The 22,583-nt window shown below is 69.6% G+C and carries 29 protein-coding genes; 18 read left to right on the top strand and 11 right to left on the bottom strand.

From position 1 onward, the window contains the following. Window position 1 precedes the first annotated feature (1 nt). Window positions 2–790 (bottom strand): lysophospholipid acyltransferase family protein, encoded by a 789-nt coding sequence (locus tag NTM_RS08590; protein WP_104865202.1) that lies wholly within the window; start codon window positions 788–790, stop codon window positions 2–4. A 131-nt stretch (window positions 791–921) separates the two neighbouring features. Here NTM_RS08590 and NTM_RS08585 point away from each other — a divergent pair, with 131 nt between their 5' ends. Next, window positions 922–2,472 carry an MBL fold metallo-hydrolase gene (locus tag NTM_RS08585; protein ID WP_163766040.1) on the top strand — a complete coding sequence of 517 codons (1,551 nt, stop codon included), beginning with the start codon at window positions 922–924 and terminating at the stop codon, window positions 2,470–2,472. Further along, window positions 2,469–2,816, top strand: a complete 348-nt coding sequence (locus NTM_RS08580) for a hypothetical protein (RefSeq protein ID WP_083142791.1) — start codon at window positions 2,469–2,471, stop codon at window positions 2,814–2,816. Before NTM_RS08585 ends, NTM_RS08580 begins: the two co-directional genes overlap by 4 nt. A 4-nt stretch (window positions 2,817–2,820) precedes the next feature. Here NTM_RS08580 and serS read toward each other — a convergent pair whose 3' ends face one another. Next, window positions 2,821–4,080, bottom strand: a complete 1,260-nt coding sequence (gene serS, locus NTM_RS08575; RefSeq protein ID WP_163766039.1) for a serine--tRNA ligase — start codon at window positions 4,078–4,080, stop codon at window positions 2,821–2,823. 125 nt (window positions 4,081–4,205) lie between these two features. On the opposite strand from serS, the gene NTM_RS08570 reads away from it, so the two are divergent. The 3 genes from NTM_RS08570 to NTM_RS08560 all read left to right on the top strand — a co-directional run bounded on the left by NTM_RS08570 (window position 4,206) and on the right by NTM_RS08560 (window position 6,177). Then, on the top strand, window positions 4,206–5,558 hold the full coding sequence (locus NTM_RS08570; RefSeq protein ID WP_163766038.1) for a septum formation family protein: 1,353 nt from the start codon (window positions 4,206–4,208) through the stop codon (window positions 5,556–5,558). Window positions 5,559–5,562: 4 nt separating this feature from the next. Further along, window positions 5,563–5,913, top strand: coding sequence for a metallopeptidase family protein (locus NTM_RS08565; RefSeq protein WP_083142788.1), 351 nt, complete (start codon window positions 5,563–5,565; stop codon window positions 5,911–5,913). A gap of 63 nt (window positions 5,914–5,976) precedes the next feature. Next, the gene (locus NTM_RS08560; protein ID WP_104865197.1) at window positions 5,977–6,177 is read left to right on the top strand and encodes a hypothetical protein; all 201 of its coding nucleotides are present in this window, start codon (window positions 5,977–5,979) and stop codon (window positions 6,175–6,177) included. On the opposite strand, the gene NTM_RS08555 is transcribed toward NTM_RS08560, so the two are convergent. Further along, entirely contained in the window at window positions 6,157–6,852 is a 696-nt protein-coding gene (locus tag NTM_RS08555; protein WP_163766037.1) for a histidine phosphatase family protein, read from the bottom strand. The genes NTM_RS08560 and NTM_RS08555 overlap by 21 nt on opposite strands. Beyond that, the gene (pheA, locus tag NTM_RS08550) at window positions 6,849–7,778 is read right to left on the bottom strand and encodes a prephenate dehydratase (protein WP_163766036.1); all 930 of its coding nucleotides are present in this window, start codon (window positions 7,776–7,778) and stop codon (window positions 6,849–6,851) included. The genes NTM_RS08555 and pheA overlap by 4 nt, the downstream gene beginning before the upstream one ends. A 113-nt stretch (window positions 7,779–7,891) precedes the next feature. On the opposite strand from pheA, the gene NTM_RS08545 reads away from it, so the two are divergent. The 4 genes from NTM_RS08545 to NTM_RS08530 all read left to right on the top strand — a co-directional run bounded on the left by NTM_RS08545 (window position 7,892) and on the right by NTM_RS08530 (window position 11,411). After that, complete coding sequence (locus NTM_RS08545; RefSeq protein WP_163766035.1) at window positions 7,892–8,689, top strand: DUF2470 domain-containing protein; 798 nt, start codon at window positions 7,892–7,894, stop codon at window positions 8,687–8,689. 20 nt (window positions 8,690–8,709) lie between these two features. Beyond that, a complete protein-coding gene (locus tag NTM_RS08540; RefSeq protein WP_163766034.1) occupies window positions 8,710–9,477 on the top strand; it encodes a CPBP family intramembrane glutamic endopeptidase in 768 nt (255 codons plus the stop codon). 16 nt (window positions 9,478–9,493) lie between these two features. Then, entirely contained in the window at window positions 9,494–10,732 is a 1,239-nt protein-coding gene (locus NTM_RS08535) for an LCP family protein (protein WP_435405081.1), read from the top strand. 112 nt (window positions 10,733–10,844) lie between these two features. Next, window positions 10,845–11,411, top strand: a complete 567-nt coding sequence (locus NTM_RS08530) for a ferritin (protein ID WP_104865192.1) — start codon at window positions 10,845–10,847, stop codon at window positions 11,409–11,411. Here NTM_RS08530 and NTM_RS08525 read toward each other — a convergent pair whose 3' ends face one another. From NTM_RS08525 to NTM_RS08515, 3 genes are read right to left on the bottom strand one after another with little or no spacing between them, the layout of a single operon-like run. Next, entirely contained in the window at window positions 11,412–12,233 is an 822-nt protein-coding gene (locus NTM_RS08525) for a glycerophosphodiester phosphodiesterase (protein ID WP_163766033.1), read from the bottom strand. It lies immediately after the preceding gene. Window positions 12,234–12,237: 4 nt separating this feature from the next. Next, entirely contained in the window at window positions 12,238–13,251 is a 1,014-nt protein-coding gene (locus NTM_RS08520) for a DUF4328 domain-containing protein (RefSeq protein WP_104865190.1), read from the bottom strand. A gap of 28 nt (window positions 13,252–13,279) precedes the next feature. Then, complete coding sequence (locus NTM_RS08515) at window positions 13,280–13,621, bottom strand: rhodanese-like domain-containing protein (RefSeq protein WP_104865189.1); 342 nt, start codon at window positions 13,619–13,621, stop codon at window positions 13,280–13,282. 430 nt (window positions 13,622–14,051) lie between these two features. On the opposite strand from NTM_RS08515, the gene NTM_RS28520 reads away from it, so the two are divergent. Continuing rightward, window positions 14,052–14,210 carry a hypothetical protein gene (locus NTM_RS28520; RefSeq protein ID WP_165761656.1) on the top strand — a complete coding sequence of 53 codons (159 nt, stop codon included), beginning with the start codon at window positions 14,052–14,054 and terminating at the stop codon, window positions 14,208–14,210. On the opposite strand, the gene NTM_RS08510 is transcribed toward NTM_RS28520, so the two are convergent. After that, entirely contained in the window at window positions 14,194–14,556 is a 363-nt protein-coding gene (locus NTM_RS08510) for a S26 family signal peptidase (RefSeq protein ID WP_272955226.1), read from the bottom strand. The genes NTM_RS28520 and NTM_RS08510 overlap by 17 nt on opposite strands. A 23-nt stretch (window positions 14,557–14,579) precedes the next feature. On the opposite strand from NTM_RS08510, the gene sodN reads away from it, so the two are divergent. From sodN to NTM_RS08495, 3 genes are all read left to right on the top strand, one after another. Continuing rightward, a complete protein-coding gene (gene sodN, locus NTM_RS08505) occupies window positions 14,580–15,014 on the top strand; it encodes a superoxide dismutase, Ni (RefSeq protein WP_104865187.1) in 435 nt (144 codons plus the stop codon). A gap of 165 nt (window positions 15,015–15,179) precedes the next feature. Continuing rightward, complete coding sequence (locus tag NTM_RS08500) at window positions 15,180–15,716, top strand: peptidase (RefSeq protein ID WP_104865238.1); 537 nt, start codon at window positions 15,180–15,182, stop codon at window positions 15,714–15,716. 467 nt (window positions 15,717–16,183) lie between these two features. Continuing rightward, window positions 16,184–16,582, top strand: coding sequence for a helix-turn-helix transcriptional regulator (locus NTM_RS08495; protein WP_083146257.1), 399 nt, complete (start codon window positions 16,184–16,186; stop codon window positions 16,580–16,582). A gap of 39 nt (window positions 16,583–16,621) precedes the next feature. On the opposite strand, the gene NTM_RS08490 is transcribed toward NTM_RS08495, so the two are convergent. From NTM_RS08490 to NTM_RS08480, 3 genes are all read right to left on the bottom strand, one after another. Continuing rightward, window positions 16,622–17,788, bottom strand: a complete 1,167-nt coding sequence (locus NTM_RS08490) for a hypothetical protein (RefSeq protein WP_104865186.1) — start codon at window positions 17,786–17,788, stop codon at window positions 16,622–16,624. Next, the gene (locus NTM_RS08485; protein ID WP_104865185.1) at window positions 17,785–18,276 is read right to left on the bottom strand and encodes an ImmA/IrrE family metallo-endopeptidase; all 492 of its coding nucleotides are present in this window, start codon (window positions 18,274–18,276) and stop codon (window positions 17,785–17,787) included. The genes NTM_RS08490 and NTM_RS08485 overlap by 4 nt, the downstream gene beginning before the upstream one ends. Window positions 18,277–18,338: 62 nt before the next feature. After that, the gene (locus tag NTM_RS08480; protein WP_163766032.1) at window positions 18,339–19,199 is read right to left on the bottom strand and encodes a hypothetical protein; all 861 of its coding nucleotides are present in this window, start codon (window positions 19,197–19,199) and stop codon (window positions 18,339–18,341) included. A 209-nt stretch (window positions 19,200–19,408) separates the two neighbouring features. Here NTM_RS08480 and NTM_RS08475 point away from each other — a divergent pair, with 209 nt between their 5' ends. From NTM_RS08475 to rraA, 5 genes are read left to right on the top strand one after another with little or no spacing between them, the layout of a single operon-like run. Then, window positions 19,409–20,065, top strand: coding sequence for a DUF6474 family protein (locus NTM_RS08475; RefSeq protein ID WP_104865183.1), 657 nt, complete (start codon window positions 19,409–19,411; stop codon window positions 20,063–20,065). Beyond that, entirely contained in the window at window positions 20,065–20,619 is a 555-nt protein-coding gene (locus tag NTM_RS08470) for a copper resistance CopC family protein (RefSeq protein ID WP_104865182.1), read from the top strand. The genes NTM_RS08475 and NTM_RS08470 overlap by 1 nt, the downstream gene beginning before the upstream one ends. Continuing rightward, window positions 20,595–21,539, top strand: coding sequence for a CopD family protein (locus tag NTM_RS08465; RefSeq protein ID WP_232079662.1), 945 nt, complete (start codon window positions 20,595–20,597; stop codon window positions 21,537–21,539). Before NTM_RS08470 ends, NTM_RS08465 begins: the two co-directional genes overlap by 25 nt. Before the next feature lie 44 nt (window positions 21,540–21,583). Continuing rightward, window positions 21,584–22,063 (top strand): hypothetical protein, encoded by a 480-nt coding sequence (locus tag NTM_RS08460; protein WP_163766031.1) that lies wholly within the window; start codon window positions 21,584–21,586, stop codon window positions 22,061–22,063. Window positions 22,064–22,077: 14 nt separating this feature from the next. Then, window positions 22,078–22,560 carry a ribonuclease E activity regulator RraA gene (gene rraA, locus NTM_RS08455; protein WP_104865181.1) on the top strand — a complete coding sequence of 161 codons (483 nt, stop codon included), beginning with the start codon at window positions 22,078–22,080 and terminating at the stop codon, window positions 22,558–22,560. Window positions 22,561–22,583 lie beyond the last annotated feature (23 nt).

The raw sequence follows: 22,583 nt of genomic DNA, 5'->3' as shown, positions 1-22,583 counted from the left end.
ACTACCCCGGCGCCTCAGAGGTTCCGGTGTCCAGTCCGGGCGTCCCGCCGCGCCGTGCGGCCTTCTGCGCTGCTTCCTCGGCGTCCATCCGGTTGGCCTCGGCGAGCGTCGGGGCACCGCCGCCCATCCGGTGGGGCACCCAGAATTCACCGGGCGGGTGCGGGCCGTAGGCGTCCTGCACCTGTTCCAGCAGATGCTGCATCCGCGAGTGCAGCAGCGCGGTCAGTTCGGAAGCCGGCAGGGTCGGCTCGATCGGGGTGCCGACGGCGATGTGGATCGGCACCTTCGGCCGCTTCATGTTCTTCGGATGACCCTTGGTCCAGATCCGCTGGGCGCCCCACACGATGTGCGGCACGATCGGCACGTTCGCCGCGATCGCCATCCGCGCCGCGCCGGACTTGAACTCCTTGATCTCGAAACTGCGGCTGATCGTCGCCTCGGGATAGACCCCGACGAACTCCCCGGCGGCCAGCCGGCGGCAGGCCTCCTCGAAGGACGCCGCACCGTTGTCCCGGTCGACCGGGATGTGGCGCATACCCCGCATCAACGGGCCGCTGATCTTGTTGTCGAAGACTTCCTTCTTCGCCATGAACCGCACCTTGCGGCCCAGGTGCTGCTGGTAGGCGGGCAGCCCGGCGAACGTGAAGTCGAAGTAGCTGGTGTGGTTGATCGCGATCACCGCGCCACCGGTCTTGGGCAGATTCTCGACGCCGGTGATCGTGAACTTCAGCCCCTGGATCCGCCAGACCAGGCGAGCGATCTGGATGGCGGTGCCATATACCGGTTCCACAGCCGCCAGCGTAGTGCGCTGGGGCACACCCGGGGCAAGGGGAGGCGTTCGCCGGCACGAGTAGCCCCGCGCGCCCGGCTAAACTGCCAGACGGGCAAGGAGTTTGGGTATCCGGCCCGGAAGGGATATCTGTGCAGGTCACCAGCGTCGGGCATGCGGGCTTCCGCATCGACACCACAGCGGGCAGCATTCTGTGCGACCCGTGGGTCAACCCCGCCTACTTCGCGTCCTGGTTTCCGTTCCCCGACAACACCGGACTGGACTGGGCCGCGCTCGGCGACGTCGACTACCTCTACGTCTCGCACCTGCACAAGGACCACTTCGACCCCAAGAACCTCAGCGAGAACGTCAACAAGGACGCGGTGGTCCTGCTGCCGGACTTCCCGGTGCCGGATCTGCGCCGCGAACTGGAGAAACTCGGGTTCCACACGTTCTTCGAGACCACCGATTCGGTCAAGCACCGCATCAGCGGCCCCAAGGGCGACCTCGATGTGATGGTCGTCGCGCTGCGCGCGCCCGCCGACGGCCCGATCGGTGACTCCGGCCTGATCGTCGACGACGGCGAGACGGTCGCGTTCAACATGAACGACGCGCGCCCGGTGGACCTCGACATGGTGCACGCCGACTTCGGCCAGGTCGACGTGCACATGCTGCAGTACTCCGGGGCGATCTGGTACCCGATGGTCTACGACATGCCGGCCCGCGCCAAGGAGGCGTTCGGCGTGCAGAAGCGGCAACGACAGATGGACCGCTGCCGCCAGTACATCGCCCAGGTCGGCGCGACATGGGTGATCCCGTCCGCCGGTCCCCCGTGTTTCCTGGACCCGGAGCTGCGCGACCTCAACGACGACCACGGCGACCCGGCGAACATCTTCCCCGACCAGATGGTGTTCCTGGACCAGATGCGCAGCCACGGCCACCATGGCGGACTGCTGATGATCCCCGGCTCGACCGCGGATCTGACCGGATCGCAACTGAATTCGCTGACGCATCCCATCCCGGAGGCCGACGTCGAGGCGATCTTCACGACCGGCAAGGCCGCCTACATCGAAGACTTCGCCGAGCGGATCGCGCCCGTGCTCGCCGCCGAGAAGGCCGGCTGGGCGCCGGCCACCGGTGAGCCGCTGCTGGAGCCGTTGCGCGAGCTGTTCGAGCCGATCATGGCGCAGTCCGACCAGATCTGCGACGGCATCGGCTACCCGGTCGAGCTCCGGATGGGCACCGAAACAGTGGTGCTGGACTTCCCGAAACGCGCTGTGCGCGAACCGATCCCGGACGAGAAGTTCCGCTACGGGTTCGGGATCGCGCCCGAGTTGGTGCGCACCGTACTGCGTGACAACGAACCCGACTGGGTGAACACCATCTTCCTGTCGACCCGGTTCACCGCGTGGCGGGTCGGCGGATACAACGAGTACCTTTACACGTTCTTCAAGTGCCTCACCGACGAGCGGATCGCCTACGCCGACGGCTGGTTCGCCGAGGCCCATGACGACAGCGCGTCGATCACGCTCGACGGCTGGGAGATCCAGCGGCGCTGCCCGCATCTGAAGGCCGATCTGTCCAAGTTCGGCGTCGTCGAGGGCGACACCCTGACCTGCAATCTGCACGGCTGGCAGTGGAACCTGCCGAACGGCAGATGCCTGACCACCAAAGGCCACGAACTGAGGTCGGAGAAGCTATGACGGACGCCGGCGCGCAGACCCTCTACTACGACGACGGGCGCATCCAGCTCGATCACGAGGCACTGACGCTGCGGCGCTACCACTTTCCGTCGGGCACGTCGAAAGTCATTCCGCTGCGCAAGATCCGGAGCTACTCCGCCGATCCGCTCGGCACGTTCACCCACCGGTTCCGGGTGTGGGGCAGCTCCGACTTCCGCCGCTGGCTGCCGTTGGACACCAGCAGGCCGTTTCGTTCCACGCTGGTGACCCTCGACGTCGAGGGAGTGCGGTTCAAACCGGCGTGCACCCCGGCTGACCCGGACGAGTTCGTCCGGGTGCTCGACCGGCTACTGGCCGCCCGTTAGCTTCTCAGCTTTTCGGGCGCAGCACGTCGGTGCCGACGTAGGGGACCAGCGCGTCGGGAACCCGCACGCTGCCGTCGGGCTGCTGGTGATTCTCCAGGATCGCGACCAGCCAGCGGGTGGTGGCCAGCGTCCCGTTCAGCGTCGCAGCCGTCTGAGGCCTGCCGTTCTCGTCGCGGTAGCGCACCGAGAGCCTGCGGGCCTGGAACGTGGTGCAGTTCGACGTCGAGGTCAGCTCGCGGTAGGTCTGCTGGGTCGGCACCCAGGCCTCGCAGTCGTACTTCCGCGCCGCCGAGGAGCCGAGGTCACCCGCCGCGATGTCGATGACGCGGTAGGGCACCTCGATCGCGGCCAGCATCTGCCGCTGCCAGCCGAGCAGTCGCTCGTGCTCGGCCTCGGCGTCCTCGGGCCTGCAGTAGACGAAGCCCTCGACCTTGTCGAACTGGTGCACCCGGATGATGCCGCGGGTGTCCTTGCCGTAGCTGCCCGCCTCGCGGCGGAAGCACGACGACCACCCGGCGTAGCGCAGCGGACCGTCGGAGAGATCGAGGATCTCGTTGGAGCGGAACCCTGCCAGCGGCACCTCGGACGTCCCGACCAGGTAGAGGTCGTCTTCTTCCAGGTGGTAGACCTCGTCGGCGTGCGCACCCAGGAACCCGGTTCCGCGCATGATCTCCGGGCGCACCAGCACCGGCGGCACCACCAGCGTGAAGCCGTTCTCGGTCGCGGTGCGCACCGCGAGCTGGAACAGGCCCAGCTGCAGCAGCGCGCCGTAGCCGGTCAGGAAGTAGAACCGCGAGCCGGACACCTTGGCGCCGCGCTCCATGTCGATCAGTCCCAGTGCCTCGCCGAGCTCGAGGTGGTCCTTGGCGTCGGGGATGACCGGAGGTTCACCGACGGTGTCGAGCACCACGAAGTCGTCTTCGCCACCGGCAGGGACTCCGTCGATGATCACGTTGGAGATCGCCATGTGCGCCGCGGCATAGGCGGCCTCGGCGGCGGCCTGCTCGGCCTCGGCGGCCTTGACCTTCTCGGCGAGTTCCTTCGCGTTGGCCAGCAGCACGGGCCGCTCCTCCGGGGAGGCCTTGCCGATCAGCTTGCTGGCCGCCTTCTGCTCGGCACGCAGGTTGTCGGCCGCCGAGATCGCCGCGCGCCGAGCGGTGTCCGCGTCGGCCAGCGCGTCGACGAGACCGGGATCCTCGCCCCGGGCCCGTTGCGAGGCACGCACGACATCCGGGTTTTCTCGCAGCACTTTGAGGTCGATCACGGGGCAACCCTACGGTGTCCGACCTCCGTCCGACACAACCGTCGGATGTCGCCGGCAGCGCAAGGCTCCAATCGCGTCACATTACAACTGCATCAATTGTCACAGCACCTGACACGCCTGTCACAATGGAGCGGATGTCTGAGTCTTCCGGTCCCTGGTGGAGGAGCCTGCAACCCGCCTCGACGCGGCGCGCCCTCCTGCTGACGGCGCTCGGCGGGCTCCTGATCGCCGGGGTGATCACGGTGCTTCCCGAGACCTCGCCGAGCGGTGGGCTCACCGCGAACTCGATCTCGCTGGGTCCCCGCGGCAACGACACCTTCGACCACGCCAAATCCGGTGACTGCCTGAACTGGCCGGAGCGGACCCCGGACGCGGCCGAGATCGTCGACTGCGCCGGTGAGCACCGGTTCGAGGTCGCCGAGTCGGTCGACATGCGGACCTTCCCGGGCAGCGAGTACGGCCCCGACGCGGCGCCGCCGTCCCCGGCGCGCATCCAGCAGATCAGCCAAGAGCAGTGCTCGGCGGCGGTCCAGCGCTACCTGGGCCCGCGCTTCGACCCGAACAGCCGCTTCAGTGTCAGCATGCTGTGGTCCGGCGACAAGGCCTGGCGGCAGTCCGGTGAGCGCCGGATGCTGTGCGGCCTGCAACTGCCCGGCCCGAACAATCAGCAGCTCGCGTTCACGGGCAAGGTCGCCGAGATCGACCAGTCGAAGGTCTGGCCCGCGGGCACATGCCTTGGCATCGACCCGGCCACCAATCAGCCCACCGACATCCCGGTCGACTGCGCCGCGCCGCACGCGATGGAGGTCACCGGCGCGGTCGATCTCGCCGCCAGGTTCCCGGACGCCCTGCCCGCCGAGAACGAGCAGGACACGTTCATCAAGGACGAGTGCACGAAGATGACCGACGCCTACCTGGCGCCGATCAAACTGCGCGAGACGACGCTGACCCTGGTCTACAGCACCGTGTCGCTGCCGAGCTGGTCGGCGGGCAGCCGCCAGGTGTCGTGCAGCATCGGCGCGACGCTGGGCAACGGCGGTTGGTCGACCCTGCTCAACAGCGCCAAGGGTCCGCTGATGATCAACGGCCAGCCGCCGGTGCCGCCGCCGGACATCCCGGAAGAGCGGCTGAACCTGCCGCCGATCCCGATCCCCGATTCACCGAGCTCGTCGTCGGGTTCGTCGTCGAGTTCGTCGGGTTCGGGCTCGTCGACTTCGACGTCGGACAGCAGCGAGCAGCAGACCGTGCACGGCCCGCCCGCACCCGTCTCCGAGGCACCGCAGCCACCGGCCGAGGCACTGCCCGAACAGGGCGGCAACACGTTCCTGAACGGCCCCCCGCCTCCGCCCGGTACGGCTCCGCCCGCCGATCAGCTTCCTCCGCCACCGCAGGAAGCCGTACCGCCGCCGTTGTTCCCCCCGCCGGCGCCGCCCGCGGAACAGTTGCCGCCCGCGCCGCCGCTCCCGCCCGGGGTGTAGCCGGGTGGCCGTGCGGATGAGCCCGCAACGGTTCGAAGAGTTGGTCGGCGACGCCCTGGATCTCCTTCCTCCGCAGTTGGCGTCCGCGATCGACAACGTCGTGATCCTGGTCGCCGACCGCAACGAGGACGAGCCCGATCTGCTGGGCCTCTACGAGGGTGTCGCGCTGACCGAGCGGGATTCCTGGTACGCCGGATCGTTGCCGGACACCATCACCATCTACCGCGAGGCCCTGCTCGACGTGTGCGGTGACGAACAGGAGGTCGTCGACGAGGTCGCGATCACCGTCATCCACGAGATCGCGCACCACTTCGGCATCGACGACGAACGCCTGCACGAACTGGGCTGGGGCTGACCGGAAAGCGAAATGACCGCGCGCCCGCTGTGATTCGTCGGCTCCCAGTGCTATGAACGGCACATGACCGAACAGTGCCGCGCCTGCCGTACGGGGTTGGAGCACTGCCATGGTGCGTTGATCCACCACACCCTCCGGCGCCCCGAATGCACCGAGGACGAGTGCTTCGTCGCCGCCTCAGACCACGACATGCACCTCGACTGCAGCGCGGTCGGATGCCTGTGCGACGAGTTCGCCGCCGAATCAGCCCATCGGGTCGGCTGAGCGCGCGTCGGCCGTCGTCACCGGCGCCTCCGGTTCGAAGGGCGGTGTCAGCGTGCCCCACTGCACACAACTCCAGCCCCCGTCGGTGACCGGCGCCAGTACCACCGACTCGGTGTTGGCCAGGTGGTGGTCGATCGCGAACGTGCTGTCGACGCCGGCCAGGACCGCCGACACGAGCCGGATCGCGGCGCCGTGGCTGACCACGACGATGTCGCCGTGCCAGGCCGCGTCGTCGAGGTAGTGCATACGCAGTTGGTCGAGCACGGGCACGTAGCGCTCGAGCACCTGCCGCGCGGTCTCGCCGCCGGGCACGGCGAGATCCAGCTCGCCGCCGTGCCAGCGCCGGTAGACGTCGTTGAACGTGTCGTGGGCGTCCTCGTCGGAGCGGTCCTCCAGCTCACCGGCCTGGACCTCGTGGATGCCCTCGAACGGCACCGGCCCCGCGCCGGCGAAGGTCCGGCCGATCTCCTCGGCGATCTGGGCCGCGGTCTGCACGGCGCGGGTCGCGATCGAATGGGTGATCATCGCCGGCGGCCGGGTCAGGCCTCGCGCGAACTCACGCGCCTGATCGCGGCCGAGGCCGGTCAGCTCGGCACCGGGCGGGCGGGTGTCGAGGCGCCGTTCCACATTGGCATGCGACTGACCGTGCCGGACCAGGACAAGCCGTCCGCTCACGGTTTGCCCTCCCGCAGCCGCTGCAGCCACGCGGCCGCGTCGTCGAACGACGGCGGCAGGGCGCCGACGACGTCCCCCGTCGGCCAGGACCCGAGATAGCGGACGTCGGCGCAGCGGCGGTACAGCGCCCGCATCGCCTCGGCCACCGAATCGTCGTCGATGTGCCCGATGAAGTCGAGATAGAACTTGTAGGTACCCAATTCCGTTCGGGTGGGCCGGGATTCGATACCGGTCAGGTCGATGTCGCGGATCGCGAGCTCGTTCATCGCACCGACCAGCGCGCCCGGTTTGTTGTCGAGTCGCAGCACCACCGACGTCCGGTCGGCGCCGGTGCGCGGCGGCGGCGGACCAGGGCAGCCGACGAGCACGAACCGGGTGCGGGCGTTCGGTTCGTCGACGATGCCCGACGCCAGCGTGTCGAGGCCGTAGCGCTCGGTGGCCAGCGCGGTGCTGACCGCCGCGTCCGCCCGGCCGGCCGCGACGTCCTGTGCGGCGGCGGCGTTCGAATTCGACGGAACCAGTTCGGCGTTCGGCAGGTTGGCGCTCAACCACTTCTTCACCTGGGCGGCGGCCACCGGGAACGCCGCGACGGTGCGCACGTCGGCCGCGGCGATGCCGGGACGCACCGCGATCGTGAACGACACGTCCAGGGTCAGTTCGGCGTAGATCTGCAGCGGCTCACCTTCGGCCAGGCTGTCCAGTGTCGGCAGGACCGGGCCGTCGATGGAGTTCTCGATCGGCACGCAGGCGAACTGGACGGCGCCGGCGCGGACCGCCTCCAGCGCGGCGGGCGTGCTGTCGGTCGCGACCGGGGTCAGCGCTTCGGTGCCCGAATCCGCCGGCGGGATCATGCCGGCGGCGGCGAGTGCGCGCAGCGCCGCCTCGGTGAAGGTCCCCTCGGGACCGAGGTATGCGATGCCGGGCACGGCCCCACCTTATCGGTCGGCGCGGTAATCCCGTTCCGCTGCGGGAAGGCCTTGCGCCCTCCTGGGTGCCCAAGTTAACTTAGGCTCACCTTACCAAGCGAAAGGCAGGCGTGATGGCTTCTCCGGCACTGACCGCAGCTCCCACGACGGCGGAGCGGATCCGTAGCGCATGCGCCCGGGCCGGCGGCGCGATGCTCGCCGTTGAGGGTCTCGAACCGGTCACCACTCCGGTGCACCACCTCCTCGACGACGGGTCGTTCGCGATCACCGTCCCGAGCCACGGCGCGCTGGCCGCCGCGGTGGTGTCCTCGGGCAACGCAGGCATCCAGGCCGTACTGGAGATGACCGACTACTCGCCGCTGCCGCTGCGCGAGCCGGTGCGCTCGCTGGTCTGGATCCAGGGCGTGCTGCGCGACGTCGCGAGTTCCGAGGTCGCCGGGCTGCTCGACCTGATCGCCGCATCTGAGCCCAATCCAGCTCTGCTGCAGGTCAATTCCGGTGACAACCAGGACGGCGACACCCGCTACGGGCTGCTGCGCCTGGAGATCGAGTCCGTCGTGGTCGCCGATTCCACCGGCGCGGAGTCCGTCGCGGTCGGCGAACTGCTCGGCGCACGCCCGGACCCGTTCTGCGCCATGGAATCGCACTGGCTGCAACACATGGAGTCCGCGCATCGCGACATGGTCGACCGCCTCGCCACCCGGCTGCCCAGCTCCCTGCAGCGCGGCCGGGTCCGCCCCCTCGGCCTGGACCGCTACGGCGTCTCCCTGCGGGTCGAGAGCGAGAACGGTGACCACGACGTACGGCTGCCGTTCGGGAAACCGGTCGACGACGTCACCGGGCTCAGCCGGGCGATCCGGGTGCTGATGGGCTGCCCGTTCCTCAACGGGCTGCGCGCGCGGGGGATCTGACAGCCGCTACCGTGACTGCGGTGAGCGCGACCGACGACGAGCTGACCGAGCCGCAACGCCGGGCGCTGCGACTCGAGATCGCGGTGGTGCTGGCGGTCACGTTCGGGCTCAGCGCCTACACCGCGCTGCTGAGGCTCATCGAGGGCGTGCTGCTCGGCCTGGCCGGGCAGACCGTCGCGCTGAATCCGAAGAGGTCTCCGTTCGACCTGATCGATCTGGGCCTGAACCTCGCCGGCCTGTTCCAGCTGCTCGCCTGGGGTGTCCTCGCGGTGTACCTGCTCTGGCGCGGCGGTGACGGCCCGGCCCGCATCGGATTGGCCCGGATCCGTTGGCGCCAGGACATTCTCGGCGGCGTCGGGCTCGCGCTGCTGATCGGCGTACCCGGTCTGGCGTTCTACCAGATCGCCCGCCTCCTCGGCGCCAATGCATCGGTCGAGCCGGCCGAGCTCAACGACACCTGGTGGCGCATCCCGGTTCTGCTGCTGCTGGCGTTCGGCAACGGCTGGGCCGAAGAGGTGATCGTGGTCGGGTTCCTGATGACCCGGCTGCGCCAGCTGCGCGTGAATCCGTGGGTGGCACTGGCGGCCTCGGCTCTGCTTCGTGGCGTCTATCACCTGTACCAGGGGTTCGGCGCGGGCCTGGGCAACGTCGCGATGGGACTGGTGTTCGGCTACGTGTGGCAGCGCACCGGCCGGTTGTGGCCGCTGATCGTCGCGCACACACTGATCGACGTCGTCGCGTTCGTCGGATACTCGCTACTCGCGGGACGGCTGAGTTGGCTGCTCTAACACGTACATTCTTAGGGTGACCGACAAGCGGCCACCCTATCCGGGGCCGGTGCCGCCGCCCCCTCCGCGCGGAACCCCGTGGCGCCGCGAGCACTCGGAGGTCATCCGGCGCGACCCGAACTATCGTCCGCCGCGCGGACCGGTACCGCCGCCGCCTCGGCAGGTCCCGCCGCCTCGGCAGGCTCCGCCCCGGCCGCGGCCGACTCCCCCACCCCGGCAGGCACCCCCACCCCGGCAGGCCCCGCCACCCCGGCAGGCTCCGCCGCCGATCGTGGGCCACCCCCGCAAGCCGCGGCGGGTGCGCCGGTGGTTCCGGATCGCGCTGGTGTGCCTGCTGCTTCTCGGCGCGGGCGGCATCGCGCTCGGCGTCTGGGTCGACTCGTCACTCACCCGGATCCCGGCGCTGACCGCCTACGCGGACCGTCCGCCGCAGGGCGCGGGAACCACCTGGCTGCTGGTCGGCTCCGACGGCCGGGAAGGGCTGACCCCGGAGCAGCAGGCCGAGCTGGCCACCGGTGGCGATCTGGGCGGCAGCCGCACCGACACGATCATGCTGGTGCATCTGCCGGGACTGCTGTCGAGCACGACGGCAACGATGGTGTCGATCCCGCGCGACTCCTACGTGTCGATCCCCGACTACGGCAACGACAAGATCAACGCCGCGTTCTCGGTGGGCGGTGCCGAACTGCTGGCCCGCACCGTCGAGCTGGCCACCGGCCTGCGCATCGACCACTACGCCGAGGTCGGCTTCGGCGGGTTCGCCGGAGTGGTCGACGCGGTCGGCGGAGTCACCGTATGCCCCGACGCCCCGATCGACGATCCGCTGGCCGGTATCAACCTGCCCGCCGGCTGCCAGGAGCTCGACGGCCGCTCGGCGCTGGGCTATGTCCGGTCGCGGGCCACCCCGCGCGCCGACCTGGACCGGATGGTGCATCAACGGCAGTTCATGTCGGCGCTGGTCGACCGCGCCACCAGCCCGGCGGTGCTGCTCAACCCGCTGCGCTGGTACCCGATGGCCACCGCCGCGGCCGACACCCTGACCGTCGACGACGGCGCCCACATCTGGGACCTGGCCCGGCTGGGCTGGGCGATGCGGGGCGAGCTCACCAACATCACCGTGCCGATCGGTGAGTTCACCAGCAACGGCGCGGGGTCGATCGTGGTCTGGGACAGCGAGGCCGCCGAACGGCTGTTCTCGGCGCTCGCCTCGGACGCACCGATCCCCCAGGATGTGCTGGACGCCGGAAATCCCTGAGCAGCAAACTTTGTAGCGGGCGTCACACTGGCCACCCTTACTAAGGTCAGGCTCAGCTCGGTAAGGCGCACCTTCGATGACAATGCCCACTGACCTGCTATATCTTCGTGACATGACCACATCAGCCGCCTCTGCGCCCTCGGATGCACTCGACACCAAGTTCCACAGCCTGCTGAACGACCAGATCCGCAGCGAACTCGGCGCGTCGCAGCAGTACTTGGCGATCGCGGTGTACTTCGACGGTGCGGATCTGCCCCAGCTGGCCAAGGTCTTCTACCGGCAGTCCGTCGAGGAACGCAATCACGCGATGATGCTGGTGCGCTACCTGCTCGACCGCGGCGTCACGACCGAGATCCCGGCCGTGGACCCGGTGCGCAACGACTTCGGTTCCGCCCGCGACGCCATCGCGCTGGCGCTCGACCTCGAGCGTTCGGTCACCGACCAGATCAGCCGGCTCGCCGCGACCGCCCGGGACGAGGGCGACTACCTCGGCGAGCAGTTCATGCAGTGGTTCCTCAAGGAACAGGTCGAAGAGGTCGCGCTGATGACCACCCTGGTGCGCATCGCCGAGCGGGCCGGCTCCGATCTGTTCCGCCTGGAGGACTTCGTCGCGCGCGAGGTGCCCGCCTCCTCCGGGGACGACGCCTCGGCCCCCGCCGTCGCCGGCGGCGCCCTCTAGTCAGTCGCGGCCTGCCCCGGTCAGCCCGTTCTGCAGCCAGGCCTTGGTCCGGCCGGGGTGGTTCGTCGCGATCCAACCGACCCCGAGTTCGCGGCAGTACTGCACGTCCTCGTAGTGGTCGACGGTCCAGCAGTACAGCGCCCGTCCCTGGGCCGCGGCCCGGTCCACCAGCTCCGGGTGCTCGCGCAGCGTCGCGATGGACGGCCCGACGGCGGTCGCACCGACCGTCGTCGCGGCGCTGCCGCCGAGGTACCGCGATGTCTCGCCGAGCAGGACGGTCGGCAGCATCGGCGCCGCGCGCCGGATCCGCCACACCGCGGCCGCCGAGAACGACATCACCACCGCACGCGCCATGTCCGCCGAGGCCGGCGACGCGATGCCGTAGCGGTGCAGCAGCGCCAGCACCTTGCTCTCCACCAGCGCGCCGAAACGCACCGGATGTTTGGTCTCGATGAACATCTTCACCGGACGGTTGCAGTCCATCACCAGCGACACCAGGTCGTCGAGGGTGAGCAGACCCGTGTCGCCATTACCGCAGTCCGCCCGCCGGCTCGGATGCCATGAGCCGTAGTCGAACTCGCGCAGCTGCGCCAGCGTCATGTCGCTGACAAGGCCGGTCCCGTTCGACGTGCGGTCCACCCGGCGGTCGTGAACGCAGACGAGATGCCCGTCCTTGGTCAGCCGGACGTCGCATTCGACCGCGTCCGCGCCCTCCTCGAGGGCCAGTTGATATGCGGCCCGGGTGTGCTCCGGACGCGCGGCCGAGGCGCCGCGGTGGGCGACCACGAAGGGGTGGCCGCCGAACGTCTCACCCGAGCTCATAGGGCTATGCTGCCGGGTTCTCGCCGTCGGGCTCAACTGAAGTCGCGGGTTCAGCCGGTTTCTCCTCGGTCGGCACCACCACCCACCGGTGCGTCGGACGCTCCACCGACTGCTCCTCGAATCCCGCGAACACCCGGCCGACGAGCAGCAGCGACGCGGCCGCGAACAAGTAGGCCACGATCGTGGTGACGGTGTTGTCGGCGATGCCCTGCGGATCGGTGGTGAAGCTGGTCGCGATCGAGAACACCGACACCGCGGTGTTGAGGACCCAGACGACCCACCACGTGATGATGGACCGCTGCAGCCACCGCCACCGGCCTTCGGCCTCGGCGAGCTCGATCACGTATACCGGCGCCCACACCAGGTTCACCAGCGGCGTCAGAGCGCCCACCCACAGTTCGACGCGCGTGCGGGGGTCCTGCCGCCCGGTGTGCGCATAGGCCGCGGCCCGCCGCGCGATCAGCCAGTTGGTCAGCACCAGGGCGGTGGCCACCACCAGGAACGCCGCGATCACACTCACCGCGACCCCGCCCCAGGTGGCCGCCGCGGCGACCCACGGATTGAGCAGCACGGTGCGGTTGACGATCAGCAGGATGTAGCGCACCACGTGGACGAAAGCCGCCGCGCCGAGTCCGGCCAGCGTCAGCAGCAGCATGACCCGCACAGCGTGCGGCGACGGTCCGGTGCGCACCGCGGATTCCTGATCGGGTGCGTCGAAGTGTTCGACCAGCCCCCACCGCGGAATGCTCTGATATCGCGGGGTCGGGCCGAGGTCGCGGCGGCGGCGCCGCGGGTGCGGCGGGGCGCCCGGGCGCACGGCGACCCAGCGGTATCCCGACGGTGGGCGCGGGCCGGGTCCCTCCGGACCCTGCGGCGGTGCACCCGATGGCCGATTCCAGCCCGGCGCCGGGGCTTGGCCGGTCGGCGCGAGCAGGGTTCCGCGGCAACGCGGGCACCACACCCGCTGCCGGTCGCGCACGTTCCATCGCGTCCCACACTGGGAACACACTTGGATCATCAGAACAGCCTAATCAGTGACGCCGGGGTCAGACCGTGCCGGCGCTTCCGTCGTCGGTGACCACCGGACGTCCCGCACCGGCCCAGGCGAGCATGCCGCCGGTCACGTTGATCGGGTCGTAGCCGTTTCGGGCGAGGTACTGCGCGACGCGTTGCGACCGTCCACCGGCGTGGCAGACCACGTACAGCTCGGCCTGGTTGTCGATCTCGGCCAGGCGCGAGGGGATGTCGCCCATCGGGATGTGCTGCGCGTCGGGCGCGTGCCCGCGCTGCCACTCGTCGTCCTCGCGGACGTCGAGCAGCACCACGCCGTCACCGAACGTCGCGGGCACTTCGGTGATCGCCGCCTGCGGCACATCGGTGTCATCCATGCCCACATGCTGACACGCTCCAGCGACTGCGCACCAGCAGCAATACCGGCGCGGGGTGGACACTATCCACAGTTTCCACAGGTTCATCCACAGGTCTGTGGACGCCCGCGACGGCTATCACCCGGTCAGCCCGCATGCCCCCCCGGTCGGACTGTGGATAACCCCGACCGCTAAGCGAAGCCCGATCAACAAGCTCGGGCGGCCGCTGAGCGAAATACCTCGCAGGGCTAACTACCGTGGACGTCGGCGGCCGGTTTCCCCGAGCCGATTTCTTCCCGGCGGTCCAGAGCGTTATGATCGCCGTCACAGAGATTCCCTGTGACTGGCGTCACTGGGTCCGGCCACCGGAATCAGCCACTTGACCGGTTACCGGAACTCTGATGTCGGTCGCATCGGGGAGGTATCAGGGCGTGCAGGCGAGGAGCATCTGATGGCGGCGTCTCCGATGGGTCCAGGGTCGGCGTTCCCGCCGTCCGACTGGCAATCCTCGACGCGGGCGTACACCCGCAGTCAATTGATGGCCTTCCTGCGCGCAGGCCTGATCGCGCTCGTCCTGCTGGGCGTGCTCGCGCTCATCGTTCTGTACTAGGTGCTCGTCCGCGCACCCGCACGAGCACCCGGTACGAACCGGCTGCCGGCACCCAGCCGAACTTGCGTGAATCCGTGACCCCTGGAGCGTCGGGGTTGTCCGAGAGCGCTTCGAAGCTCAGCCCCGTCTCGGTGCTGCGCACTCCGCCGACGCGTTTGACGAGGAACCTCCTGGACTGCCGCGGATCGGGAAACACCCTTAGCTGACCGGTTTTCGGCGTTCCGGCGCGCACCGCCAGCAGCCCGTCACCCGGCCGCAACGTCGGGTGCATCGAATCCTCGACCACCACGAATCGGCGCACCAGCCCGCGAAGCCGGCACCTGGACGGCCCATGGCTTCGCTGCATCGGCTAAGGGTAAGTTAGGGGTCATGCTGCATCGACTCTTCGACTCCGTATTTTCCGAAGCGACACCTGCCCATGCCCACTGCGACCTGTTCTGCGGCGTCTACGACCCCGCGCAGGCCAAGATCGAGGCGCTGTCCTGCCTGAAGACGATCCAGAAGTACCACGATTCTGATGACGATCACTTCAAGACGCGCGCCATCATCATCAAGGAGCGGCAGGCCGAAGAGGTCAAGCACCACCTGATGGTGCTGTGGGCCGACTTCTTCACCAAGGACCACTTCGACCAGTTCCCGAACCTGCACCAGCTGTTCTGGGAGGGTGTCAAGGGCGCTGGCGACGTGAAGAAGTCGCTGGACCCCGCCGTGGCCGAGAAGCTGCTCAAGACGATCGACGAGATCGCCGACATCTTCTGGCAGACCGACAAGGGCAAGCAGATGGGCGTTTACCCGCCCGCCTGATCGCCTGTCCCCCAACGTCACCCGGCACGGTCACCCGACCGTGCCGGGTTTTGTTTGCCCTGCTTAGCAGTCGGGACCTCTTGTCTGCCAAGCGGTTTCTCCCGCATTCTGTTGCGCATCGACCCAGAGGCGTGTCGGGCATTGGTCGAGATGCCGGGAGGCGGGATGAATTTTGGGTCCGGGCGGGCGATCGAGGTCGCCCCGTTCCATTCGAAGGGTTCATTGAAGGGCTTCGTGGTCTCCGGTCGCTGGCCGGACTCCACCAAGGAGTGGGCCCAACTGCTGATGGTCGCGGTCCGGGTTGCGTCACTGCCCGGCCTGCTGTCGACGACGACCATCTTCGGTGTCCGCGAGGAACTCCCCGACGCACCGGAGCCGGGCACGGTGGGTCTGGTTCTGGCCGAGGGCACCGTCGTCGGCGACGAGGCCGTGCCGCCCGGGCATTTCGCCGACCGCCAGCCACCGGCACTGATGATGCTGCACCCGCCCTCGGAGACCATGCCGTCACTTCCGGAATGCACCGGAGCGGCGTCCGGGTGTGTCCTGCTGCCCGGACTACCTCATCTGGGCCTGGAACACCGCGCCGCGTGGGTGGAGGCCGAATCCGACGGCACCGTGACGTCGATGGTGAGCCGGGTCGGGGTCGACCCGATCAGTCACCCGGACACCGCGATCCTGGCGATGCTCCTGGCGGCGGCCTGACCGCCCTGTTCTCAGGTCCTGCCACTGGCTACTGACAGTTTAATAGCTGTCTGCTGCCTCGTGCTTGCTGCAGTTTGCACCCCGACGAGCGACGGAGCCCGCGGCGCACACCGCTTGCCGGGGAACGGATCTGACCGGTTTCGGCGCCTCAGCAAACGCTTTGAGGCTTGCACAGTCAAACACTTGGAAGTTGCCCACAGTAACCGGAGAGACCGCTGTGACTGGCGCTGCAAAAGTGGTGCGCACACCGTTACTACAGTCCCGTTAGTATTTGCTTCGTCGCACCGTAGAATGGCGGCGCGAGGTGCTTGCCCCTAAGGCCGTTCACACCAGCAGCGGCGCTCTGACCAGTCAACCGACTTGACTTTTCCGTCGTTTGCACTTGGTTGTGGCCAGAACTGTGGCTACGATGATCAGCAAATACGCCGCCCTGTGAACCCGCTCGCCAGTTTGTGGAGGTCAACACAATGAGCAACACGTTTGCCGCTCGCCTCAATCGATTGTTCGACACCGTCTACCCGCCCGGACGTGGGCCGCATACCTCCGCGGAGGTGATCGCAGCACTCAAGGCCGAAGGCGTGACCATGTCCGCCCCGTACCTGTCTCAGCTGCGCTCCGGCAACCGAACCAACCCGTCTCAGGCAACCATGGCCGCGCTTGCCAACTTCTTCCGGATCAAGCCCGCCTACTTCACCGACGACGAGTACTACGAGAAGCTCGACAAGGAGCTGACGCTGCTCGCCGGGATGCGTGACGAAGGTGTTCGCCGGATTGCGGCGCGCACCGTGGGCTTGTCGGCGGAGGCCAAGCAGGACATCGTGGAGAAGGTCGACGAACTGCGTCGCCGCGAGAACCTCGACGATTAGCCTGCAAACAGCTCCGGCGAATCAGCCGGCAACCGCGGCTCAGTCCCGGGTACCTTCGCCGCCCGCGAAATCCCTACTGAGCTGACGGTATTGGCGAGCGATCTCCAAGATCCACTCCCGGTCCGAGTACGTGTTGGGCTGGCGCAACCACGCCAGACCGGGGAACTTCTCGCGGCCGTCACCCGCGGCGCCGTCGTGGCCCTCATAGATCCATTCGGCGACCGCGCGGGCCTGCTCGACGGGCGGCACATCGGGTGCTTCGAGTTCGGTGCCCTCGTCGAGTTCGTCGAGATCGGTCATATCGGCGCCTGAGCTGTCGACCGGTCGCAGCGCCCCGTCCGCGGCGGTGGCCTCCAGGAACAGCGCGTCGGAGATCAGCGACATCCGCTCGGCGACGCGGAACACGAGCGGGCCCCGCGGTCGCACGCCGATACCCACGTCGGGGTGGCGGCGGCCCAGTTCGTCGAGCAGCGGCCCGATCGTGCGGAGCTCCCGGCGCGCCCCGAACCAGTCCTCCAGGCTCGGCAGCAGTGACCCGGCGGCGACGATCAGCATCGCGCAGCCGAGCAGCGTCGCGGCCGCCCCGACGCCGACGAGGCCGGTGGTCCCGACGGCACGCAGCAGGAAGAACGCGAGCGCCAGCACGATCAGCACGATGCCGACGGTGAACACGAACAACGCCCGGCCGCGCCGCGACCGGTTGGAGTGCCGCAGGCCGGCCCACGCCACCAGGCTCAGCGCCAGCAGTACGTACAGCAGCGGCAGCAGCCAGGGCAGGGAGTTACCGCCGCTACCCAGGTTGCGACGCAGATACTCCTCGGGCGCCATCTCCGGCTGCTTACCCGCCATCAGGAACGCCGCGAGGCTCGCCGCGGCGATGACCGCGGCGACGGCGTACTGAGCCCGCGCGATCTTCCTGGCGGCGGCCGGGGCACGGCTCGACGAGACCGTCGTGATCATCACGCAACTGCCTGCCGCGCACGCGATCAACGCCACCTGGCTCAGCCCCATCGCGATGTTGGGCCACCGCAGCACCGTGTCGACCAGCAGGGTCAGCGGCTGCCAGTTCAGCGCGGCGACCGCACCGAGGCTGCCCAGCGCCAGGATCATCGCGGTGCTCACCAACGACTGCTTGTTGACCAGCGCCCAGCCGATCCTCAAGCCGGTGGCCAATCCGAGAAGACCGGCGATCACCCAGACGATCAACCAAATGCCTCTCCGAGGCGGACCTGCACGATCGACGACCGGTCGGAGGGCAGCCGGCCCAGCCGGTAGATCAGCAGCGCGGCGAAGTCCTCGGCCTCCTGCTCGGCGTCCTCACCGGCCGGCCCCATGCAGCCGGTGCGCTGATTGAGCATGTAGCCGATCAGATCGGAACTGGCCAGCTCGGTGCTGTCCATCGCGGCCTGCACGACGGGGATGCCCTCGTGGCCCAGCACGAGGTGACCCAGCTCGTGGGCGAGCGTGCGGTCCCACGCCGGGAGTCCCTGCTGGATCAGGAAGACGTCCTTGTCGGCGTACTGCCGCCACTGCCCGCACACCCCCGGCGGCAGTTCGGCGGTGGTGAGTTCGATGGGTCTGCCCCGGCTTTCGCTGACGGCTTCGACCAGGCGGGGCAGTGAGACCTCACCCTGCCGCGGCGCGAGGTCGAGCACCTCGTTCACCGCGCGCGTGACACTGCGGCTGGCTGGCATGGTTCCCCCTCTCGATGGATTCCACTATGCGCCGCTCACCCTGTCGGGGTGAACGGTTCGAGCTAGTTCATGAATCGTGCGATTCCCCCGGTCCGCACCCCTTGGGCCGCCTTGGCCTGCCGATATCCGAGTAGTCCGCCCGCGCCGGTGAGCAGCAGGATCCCGGCCACCCCGGGTATCGCCAGCGCCGCGATCTGGGACAGTCCGGCACCGCGCAGGTACTCGCCGTAACCGACCCGCCCCGCGGGCGCCGGGAGGGTCACGCGGTTACCGGCCGCTGCGGGCAACGGGTCGCGCGCCAGGGATTCGGCCGAGGTCGACGCGCGCGGGGCCGGCGCACCGGCAGGCGTCGCCGCGCTCGCGCCACCTGATGTGAACCCGGGACCGGCCGCGGGCGCGGGGACGGGTGCGGGGACAGGGTTGAAGCCGGCCGGCGCCGAGATCACGATCGGCACGTTGATCGGAACCTCGGACGCGTCGGAGGCACCGCCGACGCCGATGCCGGGAACGGTGTCCAGCACGTTCGGCCGCTGCTGCTGCGGGCCCAGCGCCGGCGCGGCCATCGGGCCCGGCATGCCGACAGGCCGGTCTCTGTCGTCGTCGTGGCCGGCCGGCGCGTTACGCGGCGGGCACGGCAGCTCCGGCTCGGTCCCGTCGGGGTCGGTCCCATCGGGGTCGGGTCGGGTGGGGATGTCATCCGGATCGCTGCCCTCGGCCCTGTGTCGTTCGGGAGCTTTGGGCCGGCGGGATTGGCGGTTCGGCTCGGCGACGGGTTCGGTGTCTGCGCCGGGGCTGTCGTGCTCGGCGCCCGCCCCCGTCTCGGCGCCCGTCCCCGGATCGGCACCGGCGCCGGCGGCGCCGCCGACCAGCAGCCCGGAGGCAACCATGCAGGCCGCTGCGGCGATCCGCGCACGCGAACCCACGTCGTCACCACCCTTCGGCGGACCCGACGCCGCCAGCCCCTGATGTCGGTCGATTCTCGCACAGAGCCGCGCCGTCGTTTGCTGCCCGACACAGAAAGTCCAGCACCGGGGAGCGCGACCACCACCGCCCGTGCTGGACGATAGTGTTGGTCACCGTCGCCGCCGCACCCCGGCGGTGCTGCCGACGAGACGAATGGGAGGCCGCAGGGATGGCTTTGTTCAAGCGACGCAAATCCCGCGCGACCCGCAAGGCCGAAGCCCGCGCGATCAAAGCCAAGGCCAAGCTCGAAGCGAAGCTGTCGGCGAAGAACGAGGTCCGCCGCTTCAAAGCCGAGCAGAAGGCCCAGAACCGCGCGCTCAAGGCGCAGCTGCGGGCTCAGCGCGACAGCGACCGTACCGCGTTGAAGGTTGCTGAGACCGAGCTCAGGGCTGCACGCGAGGGCAAGCTGTTCTCCCCCACCAAGGTTCGCCGGGCGCTGACCGTGTCCCGTTTGCTGGCGCCTGTGGTGATCCCGCTGGTGTACCGCGCGTCGATCGCGGCGCGCGGCCTGATCGACGAGCGCCGCGCCGATCAGCTGGGTGTCCCGCTGAGCCAGCTCGGCCAGTTCTCCGGTCACGGTGCGCAGCTGTCGGCGCGCATCGCCGGCGCCGAGCAGTCGCTGCGGGTGCTGACCGAGAAGCGCCCGAAAGACGCCGAGACCAAACAGTTCGTCAGCGCGATCACCGAGCGGCTCAGCGATCTCGCCGCGGCCGTCACCGCCGCCGAGAACATGCCGTCGGCGCGCAGGCGCTCGGCACACGCCGCGATCGCCGAGCAGCTCGACGGGATCGACGCCGATCTGATGGCGCGGCTCGGCGTCGCCTGATGACGGCGATTCCGCGTGCCCGGCACGCCTTGGCGTTGATGATGCTGGTCCTCGGCCTGATCGCGGGTGGGTTCGGGCTCGCCGCCACCGCGGGCGCGCACGCAGCGCTGATCGGCAGTGATCCGGCCGACGGCGCCGAGCTCGCGCAGCAGCCCGCGCGGATCAGTGCGACGTTCAACGAGCCGATGCAGCCGCAGTTCGCGGCCATGACCGTGATCGGCCCCGACGGCGCCCTGTGGTCCGACGGGGAACCCACCGTCGACGGCGCGGTGATCAGTGTCGCGGTGCGCTCCGGCGGCCCGGCGGGCACCTACACGGTGAACTACCGCGCCACCTCGGCCGACGGACACGTAGTCAAGGGGTCCTGGGGCTACCGCGTGCTGACCGCCCCCGAGACCGGCGCCGCCACGGCGGCCACCCCCGAGACCGGCGGCGCGCCTGCCGTTCCGGCTGCCGCGCCCGAGTCCGACGAGATGCCGGTGTGGCCGTTCGTCGCAGGCGTCACCGTGATCGTGGCGGCCGGGGCGCTGTGGGCGGTCCGACGCCGATCCTGACCCGGTACCGCGCAGCGGCCGGCGGGGCGCTGGTCGTCGTGGCGGGCTGCGTGTTGTCGTGGGCGCTGGCCTATCCGGCGAGCGACCTGGGCGCATCGCTCGCACGCACGGTGACCGACGCCGCCGCCGTCGTCACCCTGGGTGTGGCGGCCGTGCCGCTGCTGGAGGGCCCGCGGCACCGCCACGAGCTGCGCCGGCGCGCTGTTCCCGCGCTGGTGGCGGCGTCGGCGACCTGGGTGATCGCCGAGCTGGTCCGGCTGACGCTGGCAGCCGCCGAGGCGGCGGGACGCTCCGTCACCGATCTCGGTGCGCAGACCGCGGTGAGCTTTGCGACGGACACCGCGGCCGGGCGCGCCGGCCTGCTGACGGTGCTCGCCGCCGCGGTGGTGTGCGCCGTGACCGCGACGCGCCCGCATACCGAGTGGGCGGTGCCGGTCGCGGTCGGCGCCGCCGCGGTCGGCGTGGTCGGGCACCCGTTGACCGGCCATCTGGCCGACAGTCCCGTCGGCGGGGTCGCGGTCGCGGTGCACGCGCTGGCGGCCGCGCTGTGGTGCGGCGTACTCGCCGGGCTGGTGCTGACGGTCGACCATCGGGGTCAGTGGGCCCGGGTGCTGCCAGGGTTCTCCCGGCTCTCGCTGGCGTGCGTGGCGGCGCTGCTGGTCGGCGGGCTGATCGGCGGCGTGCTGATACTCGACGCACCGGCCGAGCTGTACACGACCGGGTACGGACGGGTACTGACGGCGAAAGTGCTGTTGACCGGCGCGCTGGTGGTGCTCGGCTGGCGCAATCGCGAGTTCTGGCTTCCCGCGGCGCGCACGCACCGCAGCACGGCCGGGTTCTCGCGTTCGAGGGCCGGTCTGGAACTGGCGCTGATGGCGGTCGCGCTGGCGGCCGCCGCGACGCTGTCGGTGACCGGCTGACGCTGGGAGAAGGCGCGCGTAGGCGACCTGGCATGATGGTCGCCATGCCAGACCAGCCGGACGGGCACGACGAAAGTCCCGATACCGCAACCCCACCGGTTCCGCCGGCGACCCCGCCGGCGGAGAAGGCCCCCGCGAAGAAGGCCGCCCCGGCCAAGAAAGCGGCGCCAGCGAAGAAGGCCGCCGCGGCGAAGAAGACTCCCGCGAAAAAGGCGGCCCCGGCCAAGAAGGCCGCACCCGTCAAGAAGGCGGCCCCGGCCAAGAAAGCAGCGCCGGCCGAGAAAGCAGCGCCCGCCGAGAAGCCGGCCGATCAGCCGGTCGCGGACCTGACGTCCGCCGCGAAGGAAGCTGCGGCGCAGGCGAAATCGACTGTCGCCACCGCCAGCACAGCCGTCACGAGCCCGGTGCCCGCACCGCCCGCCGCGCCGGACTCCTCACGTCTGCCGATCGCCGCCGCGGTCGTCGCCGGTGTGCTCGCGCTGGTGATCGTGCTGCTGGCCGCCCGCCGCAACAGCACCGACTGACAGGAACACCCGACGTGACCGTCACGCCCCGCCCCACCGCAGACCTCGTCGACGAGATCGGCCCGGACGTCCGCAGCTGTGATCTGCAGTTCCGGCAGTTCGGCGGCAGGTCCGAATTCGCCGGGCCCATCACCACGGTGCGATGCTTCGAGGACAACGCGTTGCTGAAGTCCGTGCTGTCCGAACCCGGCGACGGCGGTGTGCTCGTCATCGACGGCGACGGGTCGGTGCACACCGCGCTCGTCGGCGACGTGATCGCCGAGCTGGGCCGGTCCAACGGCTGGTCCGGCCTGATCGTCAACGGCGCGGTGCGCGACGCGTCCACGCTGCGCACACTCGACATCGGTATCAAGGCGCTCGGCACCAACCCGCGCAAGAGCACCAAGACCGGAGACGGCGAGCGCGACGCGGTCGTCGAGTTCGGCGGCGTGGTGTTCACCCCGGGTGACATCGCCTACAGCGACGACGACGGGATCGTCATCGTTTGTGCGAGCTAGTCGCTGCGAGCTAGTCGTCTCCG

Source organism: Mycolicibacterium parafortuitum, assembly GCF_010725485.1.
Classification (GTDB): Bacteria; Actinomycetota; Actinomycetes; order Mycobacteriales; family Mycobacteriaceae; genus Mycobacterium.
The sequence above is the reverse complement of the archived record's forward strand: the minus strand, read 5'-3'. Positions and strand labels throughout refer to the sequence as shown.

What these genes read in the sequence shown, in the direction of transcription:
- NTM_RS08580 (WP_083142791.1), top strand. Translation starts at nt 2,469, where the DNA reads ATGACGGACGCCGGCGCGCAGACCCTCTACTACGACGACGGGCGCATC.
- NTM_RS08460 (WP_163766031.1), top strand. Translation starts at nt 21,584, where the DNA reads ATGCCAGACCAGCCGGACGGGCACGACGAAAGTCCCGATACCGCAACC.
- NTM_RS08560 (WP_104865197.1), top strand. Translation starts at nt 5,977, where the DNA reads ATGACCGAACAGTGCCGCGCCTGCCGTACGGGGTTGGAGCACTGCCAT.
- NTM_RS08545 (WP_163766035.1), top strand. Translation starts at nt 7,892, where the DNA reads ATGGCTTCTCCGGCACTGACCGCAGCTCCCACGACGGCGGAGCGGATC.
- NTM_RS08475 (WP_104865183.1), top strand. Translation starts at nt 19,409, where the DNA reads ATGGCTTTGTTCAAGCGACGCAAATCCCGCGCGACCCGCAAGGCCGAA.
- NTM_RS08570 (WP_163766038.1), top strand. Translation starts at nt 4,206, where the DNA reads ATGGAGCGGATGTCTGAGTCTTCCGGTCCCTGGTGGAGGAGCCTGCAA.
- NTM_RS08515 (WP_104865189.1), bottom strand. Translation starts at nt 13,621, where the DNA reads ATGGATGACACCGATGTGCCGCAGGCGGCGATCACCGAAGTGCCCGCG.
- NTM_RS08510 (WP_272955226.1), bottom strand. Translation starts at nt 14,556, where the DNA reads ATGCAGCGAAGCCATGGGCCGTCCAGGTGCCGGCTTCGCGGGCTGGTG.
- NTM_RS08520 (WP_104865190.1), bottom strand. Translation starts at nt 13,251, where the DNA reads ATGATCCAAGTGTGTTCCCAGTGTGGGACGCGATGGAACGTGCGCGAC.
- NTM_RS08485 (WP_104865185.1), bottom strand. Translation starts at nt 18,276, where the DNA reads ATGCCAGCCAGCCGCAGTGTCACGCGCGCGGTGAACGAGGTGCTCGAC.
- NTM_RS28520 (WP_165761656.1), top strand. Translation starts at nt 14,052, where the DNA reads ATGGCGGCGTCTCCGATGGGTCCAGGGTCGGCGTTCCCGCCGTCCGAC.
- NTM_RS08525 (WP_163766033.1), bottom strand. Translation starts at nt 12,233, where the DNA reads ATGAGCTCGGGTGAGACGTTCGGCGGCCACCCCTTCGTGGTCGCCCAC.
- NTM_RS08530 (WP_104865192.1), top strand. Translation starts at nt 10,845, where the DNA reads ATGACCACATCAGCCGCCTCTGCGCCCTCGGATGCACTCGACACCAAG.
- NTM_RS08495 (WP_083146257.1), top strand. Translation starts at nt 16,184, where the DNA reads ATGAGCAACACGTTTGCCGCTCGCCTCAATCGATTGTTCGACACCGTC.
- NTM_RS08470 (WP_104865182.1), top strand. Translation starts at nt 20,065, where the DNA reads ATGACGGCGATTCCGCGTGCCCGGCACGCCTTGGCGTTGATGATGCTG.
- sodN (WP_104865187.1), top strand. Translation starts at nt 14,580, where the DNA reads ATGCTGCATCGACTCTTCGACTCCGTATTTTCCGAAGCGACACCTGCC.
- NTM_RS08500 (WP_104865238.1), top strand. Translation starts at nt 15,180, where the DNA reads ATGAATTTTGGGTCCGGGCGGGCGATCGAGGTCGCCCCGTTCCATTCG.